This window comes from Burkholderia sp. KCJ3K979 (assembly GCF_016759955.1).
Taxonomy (GTDB): domain Bacteria; phylum Pseudomonadota; class Gammaproteobacteria; order Burkholderiales; family Burkholderiaceae; genus Burkholderia; species Burkholderia orbicola.
The window spans coordinates 23,135-30,541 of record NZ_JACFYV010000070.1; the positions used below are offsets into that span (position 1 = coordinate 23,135).

Sequence of the window (7,407 nt, forward strand, 5' to 3'; positions counted from 1 at the left end):
AAAGGCCGGGCGGCGGCGCGGGAGGATTACGCGCCGGGCGTCGGAAAGAAGACGCCCGCGCGCTGCGCCGCGTTCGCGATGTGCGTTTCGATCGCGGTGCCGGCCGCGGCCGCATCGCGCGCGATCAGCGCGTCGACGATCGCGCGGTGCTCGTGCCACGTCGACAGCAGCAGTTCGCGCCGGTAGAACGGCATGCGCTGGCTTTCCTTCATGATGTCCGCGCTGCTGCGCAGGATCGATTCGATCGCCGCGTTGCCGGCCAGATGGATGATCCGCATGTGGAAGTCGAAATCGAGCCGCGATGCCTCGTCGAGCGCGCTTTCGGTCAGCGCGACGTGCAGGTCGGCGAGATTGTCCTCGAACCACGCGATGTCTTCGTCGCTGACGACGTGCGCGGCCATCCGCGCGGCGAAGCCCTCGAGCGCATAGCGCATCTGGTACGTATCGGGCGGGGACGACTGCTCGGCGAATTGCCACGGATGCGCGGCGGACGCCTGCGCGCTTTCGACGTACACGCCCTTGCCCGCGCGGATGCGCAGCATCCCGAGCGCCTCGAGCGTCGACAGGGCCTCGCGCAGCGACGCGCGGCTGATCTCCAGCTCCTCGGAGAGCTGGCGCTGGGCCGGCAGCAGGCTGCCGACCGGATAGACGCCTGCCTCGATCCGGTCGCGGATCGTCGCGATGGCGGCGTCGGTCACGGTATGCGGAACGTTTTTCATGATGTGAACGATGGCCGGTCTGACCGGCATTGTAATCCGCACGCGGGCGGTGCATGACCGCGCTACGGGAAAGCCACGATCTGCCCCTTGGCGGGGCGCCGCAAAGGAGCGCACAGGGGCGGGAAATCCCTATTTTGTCGGTCCTTGACGCCACTATATCGGCTTCCTACTATCCACCATAACATCACTGGTCTTACCAGTATGAACAGACGAAACTGCAACCGTTGGATCGGGAGAGCGCCGTGTCGAAATTCCTCAATTCGCTGTTTGGCCGGGTAGTCGTCGCATTGATACTGGGGGTCGCGCTCGGCGCGTTCTTCCCGCACTTCGCCGAGTCGCTACGACCGCTCGGCGACGGATTCCTGAAGCTGATCAAGATGGTGATCGGCCCGATCGTGTTCTGCGTCGTGGTCAGCGGAATGGCCAATGCGGGCGATCTGAAGAAGGTCGGCCGGGTCGGCCTGAAGGCCGTCGTCTACTTCGAGGTGATGACGACGCTCGCGCTCGGCATCGGGCTCGTGCTCGCGTGGGTCACGCGCCCGGGCGTCGGGATGAACATCGACCTGCGCTCGCTCGACGCGGCATCGCTGTCGACGTACGCGAAGAACGCCGAAAGCCTGAAGGACACGGCCGGCTACCTGATGAAGATCATCCCCGAGACCGCGATCGACGCGTTCGCGAAGGGCGACATCCTGCAGATCCTCGTGTTCGCGGTGCTGTTCGGCTCCGCGCTGTCGCTGCTCGGCGACAAGGCGCAGCGCGTGAACAGCCTGATCGAGGAGCTGTCGCACGTGTTCTTCAAGATCATCGGCTTCATCATCAAGCTCGCGCCGCTCGGCGTGCTCGGCGCGATCGCGTTCACGACCGGCAAGTACGGCGTCGCGTCGCTCAAGCAGCTCGGCTATCTGGTCGCGGTGTTCTACCTGAGCTGCTTCGTGTTCGTCACGGTCGTGCTCGGCGCGGTGATGCGGCTCGCGGGCTTCTCGGTGTTCAAGCTGATCCGCTACCTGCGCGAGGAACTGTCGATCGTGCTCGGCACGGCGTCGTCGGACGCGGTGCTGCCGCAGGTGATGAGCAAGCTCGAATACATGGGGATCAAGGATTCGACGGTCGGCCTCGTGATCCCGACCGGCTATTCGTTCAACCTCGACGGCTTCTCGATCTACCTGACGCTCGCCGTGCTGTTCATCGCGCAGGCCACCAACACGCCGCTGTCCACGCACGACCTGATCGTCGTGCTGCTCGTGTCGCTCGTCACGTCGAAGGGCGCGCACGGCATCCCCGGCTCGGCGATCGTGATTCTCGCGGCGACGCTGTCGGCGATCCCCGCGATTCCGGTGCTCGGCCTCGTGCTGATCCTGCCGGTCGACTGGTTCGTCGGCATCGCCCGCGCGCTGACCAACCTGATCGGCAACTGTGTCGCGACGGTGGTGGTCGCGGTGTGGGAGAACGACATCGACCGTGCCCGCGCGAAGCGCGTGCTGAACCGCGAGCTGCGCTACGTGGCCGATGTGCCGGGCGGCGCCGCCCCGGTCGCGGGCGATCAGGCCCACGCGCTCTGAACCCGACACGCGCGCGGCGCGGCTTCCCCGGCCGCCTCGCGCGACCGAATTTCCTGCGACCGGCGTGATGACGCGCCGGCGCTTCTCAAAATAATGGAGACGACATGGCAGCCCCCATCCTCGATCCGAACGCGCCGGCTTTCACGCGGCGCTACATGAACCTCGCCGATCCGCGCCTGGGCGCGCAGGCGCTCTTCGCCAGCGACGAATTCTTCGCGCCGAAGGAGCGCATGCTCAATCCCGAGCCGGCCGTGTTCATTCCCGGCAAGTACGACGACCACGGCAAATGGATGGACGGCTGGGAAACGCGCCGCAAGCGCACGACCGGCCACGACTTCTGCGTGGTGCGTCTGGCGCGGCCGGGCGTGATTTACGGCGTCGATCTCGATACGAGCCACTTCACCGGCAACTTCCCGCCGGCCGCGTCGATCGAGGCCTGCGCGGTGGACGGCGACACGCCGCCGGACGATGCCGAATGGCGCACGATCGTTCCCGCGACGACGCTGCAGGGCAATTCGCATCACTACGTGAGCGTCGACGACGCGCGGCCGGTCACGCACCTGCGCGTGAACCTGTACCCGGACGGCGGGCTCGCGCGGCTGCGCGTGTACGGCCAGCCGCAGCGCGACTGGCGCCACGTGCCGGCCGGCGAGCTCGTCGATCTCGCGGCGATCGAGAACGGCGGTTATCTGGTGGCCGCGAACAACCAGCACTTCGGCCCGGCGTCGCAGATGCTGATGCCGGGGCGCGGCGTGAACATGGGCGACGGCTGGGAAACGCGGCGCCGCCGCGAGCCCGGCAACGACTGGGCGATCGTCGCGCTCGCGCGGCCGGGCATCATCCGGCGCGTCGAGGTCGACACGGCGTTCTTCAAGGGCAATTTCCCCGACCGCTGCTCGCTGCAGGCCGCGCACGTCACGGGCGGCACCGACGATTCGCTCGTCACGCAGGCGATGTTCTGGGCCGAACTGCTCGGCGAGCAGAAGCTGCAGATGGACCACGTCCACACGTTCGACGCGCTCGCGGCGCTCGGCCCCGTCACGCACGTGCGCTTCAACATCTTCCCGGACGGCGGCGTGTCGCGCCTGCGTCTGTGGGGCGAGCCGGCTTGAAGGAGGGCAGCGGCATGAGCGGAACTCCGATCCTGCGCGTCGAGCGCCTGACCCGCGAAGCGTTCGCGCCGTTCGGCGACGTGATCGCGCTCGAAGGCGCGCGGCATTTCCCGATCAACGGCGGCACGACCGAGCGCTTTCACGATCTCGCGACGATCGACGTCTGCGCGGACGGCGGCCGGCCGCTCGTCAGCGTGTTTCGCGCGCAGCCGCGCGCGTTGCCGGTCGCGGTCACGCTGATGGAGCGTCATCCGCACGGCAGCCAGGCGTTCATCCCGCTGGCCGCCGTGTCGCGCTACGCGATCGTCGTCGCGCCGGCCGGCGAATTCCGGCCCGACGCGATGCGCGCGTTCCTGGCCGAGGGCTGGCAGGGCGTCAATTATGCGAAGGGCGTCTGGCACCATCCGCTGCTCGCGCTCGACACGGTCAGCGATTTCGTGATCGTCGATCGCGGCGGCCCGCAGCCGAACTGCGACGAGATCCCGCTGGAACGCGCGTGGGCGCTCGATTTCGAGCCGGCCTGCGCGGACGCCGAAGGGCTTTCGTAAGCATGCCGGGCGCGCGGCAGGCGCGCCGAAAAAGCACACGGCCCGGGCGGCGAGATGCCGGCCGGGCCGTGCTGCGTGTACGGGTGGCGCGCTTCAGTGCTTGCGGTGCGGACAGTTCTCGGTCGTGCACGAACCGTACATCGCGAGCGAATGCTCCTGGAGCCGGAAGCCGCGCTCCTTCGCGATCGCCTGCTGGCGGCTCTCGATCTCGGCGTCGAAGAATTCCTCGACGCGGCCGCAATCGAGGCACACGAGGTGGTCGTGGTGCGAACCTTCGTTCAGCTCGAACACCGCCTTGCCGGATTCGAAGTTGCTGCGCGACAGCAGGCCGGCCTGCTCGAACTGCGTCAGCACGCGGTAGACGGTGGCGAGCCCGATGTCGAGCTGCTCGTTGAGCAGGTTGCGGTAGACGTCTTCGGCCGTCAGGTGGCGCACGGGGCTCTGCTGGAAGATCTCGAGAATCTTGAGGCGCGGTAGGGTGGCCTTTAGCCCGATATTCTTGAGATCCGTCGGATTGGTCATGGCTAGGCATCCCTAGAGTACAATGCAGGGCTTCAATGTTACCGGCTTTTCGCCGTTCCAGATATACGCGCGGCCTGCACGCGGGCCAGCACGGTGAAGGAAATGATCCCAGAATCGCTTTCGCACTTTCAGAGGAGTCGCATGCGGAGTGCCATCATCGCTGCCGCCGCCGTTGTCGCGCTGGCGGGTTGTTCGTCGTACGACAGCGTGACGCAGCGCATTGCGCAGAGCATCACGCCGTATCGGATCACCGTCGTGCAGGGCAACTTCGTGTCGCAGGAGAAAGCCGCACAGTTGCAGGCCGGCATGACGCGCGAGCAGGTCCGCGCGCTGCTCGGCACGCCGCTGCTGGCGGACATGTTCCACGCGGATCGCTGGGATTACCTCTTCTACTTCAAGCGCGGCTCGACGTCGATCGTCCAGCAGCGTGACCTCGTGGTCAACTTCTCCGGCGATCGCGTCGCGAGCTGGACCGGCGCCGACAACCTGCCGTCCGAACTCGACCTGCTGGCCGACATCGACGGCGATCGCGGCGGCAAGAAGGCGAAGGCCGCTGCCGCGGCGAAGAAGGCTTCCGAAGCCGCTGCGGCCGCGAGCGCCGCAAGCGCTGCGCAGGCTGCCGCTGCCGCGAGCCCGGCCACGGTGCCGGCGTCCGGCGCGGTGGTCGACCAGGATGCGAACGCCCAGGCGGCGCGCGCGGCGAACCGCGCGACCAACCAGGTGTCGGGGCAGGGTTCGGGTTCGCGCCGGTTCACGCCGGCTGCGCAGGCTTCGGGCGGCGCGCCGGTGCCGGGTGGGCAGCCGCCGGGCGCCGCGCCGGCGATCCAGCCGCAGTTCCAGTTCCATCGTCCGCCGCAGCCGAACGTGTCGAACGAAGCGTCGCCGCCGGTCGGCCCGCAAGGCTCGGACAACCTGCAGAACCAGCCGCTCACCGCACCGGCGCAGTAAGCGGCCGGCGTGCGGAAACGGGGCGGCATGCGCCGCCCGCCTTTAGACTTGTCGTGTAGAAAGCCATGAAGATTGCGATTGCCGGCGCATCGGGCCGAATGGGCCGGATGCTGATCGAAGCCGTTCTCAACGATGCCGACGCGCAGCTCGTCGGCGCGCTCGACCGCGCCGGTTCGCCGTTCCTCGGGCAGGACGCCGGCGCGTTCCTCGGCAAGGACACCGGGATCAAGCTGACCGACGACCTCGACGCCGTGTTCGCGCAGGCCGAGTACCTGATCGATTTCACGCGTCCGGAAGGCACGATGGCCCATATCGAGGCCGCGCTGCGCCACGACGTGAAGCTCGTGATCGGCACGACCGGCTTCACCGCCGAGCAGAAGGCCGAACTGCAGGGCGCGGCGGCGAAGATCGGCATCGTGTTCGCGGCGAACATGAGCGTCGGCGTGAACGTCACGCTGAAGCTGCTCGAATTCGCGGCGCAGCATTTCTCGCACGGCTACGACATCGAGATCATCGAAGCGCATCACCGCCACAAGGTCGATGCGCCGTCGGGCACCGCGCTGATGATGGGCGAAGCCGTCGCCGGCGCGCTCGGCCGCTCGCTCGACGACTGCGCGGTGTACGGCCGCCACGGCGTGACGGGCGAGCGCGACCCGTCGTCGATCGGCTTTGCCGCGGTGCGCGGCGGCGACATCGTCGGCGACCACACCGTGCTGTTCGCCGGGATCGGCGAGCGCATCGAGATCACGCACAAGTCGTCGAGCCGCGTGTCGTACGCGCAGGGCGCGTTGCGTGCGGTGCGCTTCCTGTCGGCGCGCGGCGCCGGCCTGTTCGACATGCAGGACGTGCTCGGCCTGCGCTGACACCGCGAGGAAACTCCGATGGCGATTCCCACCGGCGTTGTCCACTACCTCGAAAGCGGCGATGCGATCACGCACGCCGTCTCCTATGTGCTGCTGGCGATGTCGGTCGCCAGCTGGTGCTTCCTCTTCATGAAAGCCTGGCTGCTGGTCCGCGCGAAGCGGCAGGGGCCGCGCGCGCTTGCCGCGTTCTGGCGCGCGCCGTCGCTCGACGCGGGTATCGCCGCGCTGGCCGGCGCCGATCGCGAGCGCGTGTTCGTGCCGCTCGCCGAAGCCGCGCGCGATGCGGCCGACGACCACGACCCCACCGCGCTGGCCGCGCGCGTCGAGCGTAGCGAACGCGTGCTGCGCGCGTTGCGTCACGCGATGCTGCGCTCGCAGCGGCGCCTCGAATTCGGCCAGGTGCTGCTTGCGTCGATCGGCAGCACCGCGCCGTTCGTCGGGCTGCTCGGCACCGTATGGGGCATCTATCACGCACTCGGCAGCATCGCCGCGAGCGGGCAGGCGCAGATCGAGAACGTCGCGGGGCCGGTCGGCGAGGCGCTGATCATGACCGCGTTCGGGCTGGTCGTCGCGATTCCCGCGGTGCTCGCGTACAACATCCTCGGCCGGCTCGTCCGGCAACTCGCCGAGGAACTCGACGGCTTCGCACGCGATCTGCACGTCTTCGTGTGCGCGCAGGGCGCCTGACGCGCCGGCTCCGGAGGAACGACCATGGCATTCGGCGGGCTCGAGCACCACAAGACGTCCGCGCCGATGGCGGAGATCAACATGACGCCGCTGATCGACGTGATGCTCGTGCTGCTCGTCATCTTCATCATCACCGCGCCGCTGATGACGCACGCGATCCGGCTCGACCTGCCAAAGGTCGCGGCGAGTGTCGCGCGCGACACGCCGCAATCCGTCACCCTGTCGATCGACGACGCGGGCAAGCTCTACTGGGACGACGCACCGGTGGCGCTCGACGCGCTGCCCGCGCGGTTCAAGGCCGCCGCCGCGGGCGCCGCGCCGCCCGAGCTGCGGCTGCGTGCGTCGCGCGCGACGCGCTACGACGTGATCGCGCAGGTGATGGGCGCCGCGCAGGCCGCAGGCCTCACGCGGATCGGCTTCGTGACCGACGTGCCGCCGGCGGGTGC

General features: G+C 68.4%; 9 protein-coding genes. 7 read left to right on the plus strand and 2 right to left on the minus strand.

Going from position 1 to position 7,407, the window contains the following annotated elements:
* Nucleotides 1-26: 26 nt before the first annotated feature.
* Nucleotides 27-749, minus strand: a complete 723-nt coding sequence (locus tag H3O04_RS17155; RefSeq protein WP_012327888.1) for a FadR/GntR family transcriptional regulator — start codon at nt 747-749, stop codon at nt 27-29.
* A 212-nt stretch (nt 750-961) separates the two neighbouring features.
* Between H3O04_RS17155 and H3O04_RS17160 the strand changes: the two genes are divergently transcribed.
* The 3 genes from H3O04_RS17160 (at nt 962) to H3O04_RS17170 (ending at nt 3,941) form a co-directional block, all read left to right on the plus strand.
* A complete protein-coding gene (locus H3O04_RS17160; protein WP_124677516.1) occupies nt 962-2,281 on the plus strand; it encodes a C4-dicarboxylate transporter DctA in 1,320 nt (439 codons plus the stop codon).
* Nucleotides 2,282-2,385: 104 nt separating this feature from the next.
* Entirely contained in the window at nt 2,386-3,393 is a 1,008-nt protein-coding gene (gene alc / locus H3O04_RS17165) for an allantoicase (protein WP_104012445.1), read from the plus strand.
* 14 nt (nt 3,394-3,407) lie between these two features.
* A complete protein-coding gene (locus H3O04_RS17170) occupies nt 3,408-3,941 on the plus strand; it encodes an ureidoglycolate lyase (protein ID WP_124476087.1) in 534 nt (177 codons plus the stop codon).
* Between the two features lie 93 nt (nt 3,942-4,034).
* On the opposite strand, the gene fur is transcribed toward H3O04_RS17170, so the two are convergent.
* Complete coding sequence (fur, locus tag H3O04_RS17175; protein WP_006400349.1) at nt 4,035-4,463, minus strand: ferric iron uptake transcriptional regulator; 429 nt, start codon at nt 4,461-4,463, stop codon at nt 4,035-4,037.
* Between the two features lie 141 nt (nt 4,464-4,604).
* Between fur and H3O04_RS17180 the strand changes: the two genes are divergently transcribed.
* The 4 genes from H3O04_RS17180 to H3O04_RS17195 all read left to right on the plus strand — a co-directional run.
* Nucleotides 4,605-5,411, plus strand: a complete 807-nt coding sequence (locus H3O04_RS17180) for an outer membrane protein assembly factor BamE (protein ID WP_011544567.1) — start codon at nt 4,605-4,607, stop codon at nt 5,409-5,411.
* 65 nt (nt 5,412-5,476) lie between these two features.
* Nucleotides 5,477-6,274, plus strand: a complete 798-nt coding sequence (gene dapB, locus H3O04_RS17185) for a 4-hydroxy-tetrahydrodipicolinate reductase (RefSeq protein WP_124476088.1) — start codon at nt 5,477-5,479, stop codon at nt 6,272-6,274.
* Nucleotides 6,275-6,292: 18 nt separating this feature from the next.
* Nucleotides 6,293-6,961 carry a MotA/TolQ/ExbB proton channel family protein gene (locus H3O04_RS17190; protein ID WP_023478171.1) on the plus strand — a complete coding sequence of 223 codons (669 nt, stop codon included), beginning with the start codon at nt 6,293-6,295 and terminating at the stop codon, nt 6,959-6,961.
* A 24-nt stretch (nt 6,962-6,985) separates the two neighbouring features.
* Nucleotides 6,986-7,407 (plus strand): ExbD/TolR family protein (locus H3O04_RS17195; protein WP_202588116.1); only part of this gene is annotated, 422 nt, incomplete at its 3' end.